Below are 1024 nucleotides of genomic sequence, written 5' to 3'. Positions count from 1 at the left end.
AACACCGTTTACCCGGATTTAAATTTTTGAGGCAAAGTTGCCTTAACCTACCCACTTTTCTACTGAAAACTACTAAAAAAATGATCACGTTCATCTATCTTGCATTCATAAAATTCGAATGTAAAATAGATTCAAGTTTACTGTACTTAATAAGTATTGTGTTGATTTCTTCACTCTGTGCAACTTCTTTATTTTCTAGCTTACTTTTTGCTCTCCCAATGTGAATATGAGTGGTTAAATTCTGCTTGCTTTGTCGCAAAAATATTTTTGGTTTCTCGTGATCAGCTTCTCTCTTACCTTTTTCAAAAATTTCTACATATCGTTTTTTTAACTGTTTTATTTTGCTTCGATAAATAATATTTTTTATTTTCCCTATAAATGTATGTCTTCGTAGATGATATTTTCCTAATTTTTGCTCAATTATTATTCTTTCGTTTTGATCATTTCTTTTATAGCTAAAGTGTCTTTTTTCTGTTTTTTTTATGGGAAAACGATCAATCGTTGAGAGGTAACGTGCTTTTGTCTTTTTTAATTCATTTATTTGCTGAGTCATCGATCCATTTATGTTTTGTTTTTCCAACTCTCTCAATTTTATCTTAAAAAAAGCCTCTCCTCTTTTTTCCTTATTCTCGCTATTTAATGTTCCCAAATCTTCTTCTAATTTTTCTATTTGTTCTTTTAAAGAACGAACATTATTTTTCAAATGTGTCTTTTGTTTCTTTAATTGATCTATATCTTTATAAGAAGTTTCATTTTCCTGCCTATTTATTTGTTTCCTTATTTCTTTTCTTTGATTAATCATACGATTCATTTGTACCTTCTGCTCAGCTTTTTGCATTAAAATTTCATTTGTTATTAGGTAGATTTCCCCATCTACTTCTGCCATTTGTTTTTTTATTTTTAAAGTTGTCATAGTCACACCTTCTTTACAAAGATTTTTTCTTCTATTCTAAACGTTATCATAGATAAAAAGAAGGACGAAACCATTTTTTCTAAAAAAATAATTAAAGTTTCTAGTAAAAAA

At 27.8% G+C, this 1024-nt stretch carries 1 protein-coding gene; it reads right to left on the bottom strand.

Annotated elements, in window-relative coordinates:
* Positions 1-94 precede the first annotated feature (94 nt).
* Positions 95-913 carry a hypothetical protein gene (locus tag EVI01_RS13435; protein WP_010750608.1) on the bottom strand — a complete coding sequence of 273 codons (819 nt, stop codon included), beginning with the start codon at positions 911-913 and terminating at the stop codon, positions 95-97.
* Positions 914-1024: the final 111 nt, after the last annotated feature.

This window comes from Enterococcus villorum, from assembly GCF_007990225.1.
Classification (GTDB): domain Bacteria; phylum Bacillota; class Bacilli; order Lactobacillales; family Enterococcaceae; genus Enterococcus_B; species Enterococcus_B villorum.
The sequence above is the reverse complement of the archived record's forward strand: the minus strand, read 5'-3'. Positions and strand labels throughout refer to the sequence as shown.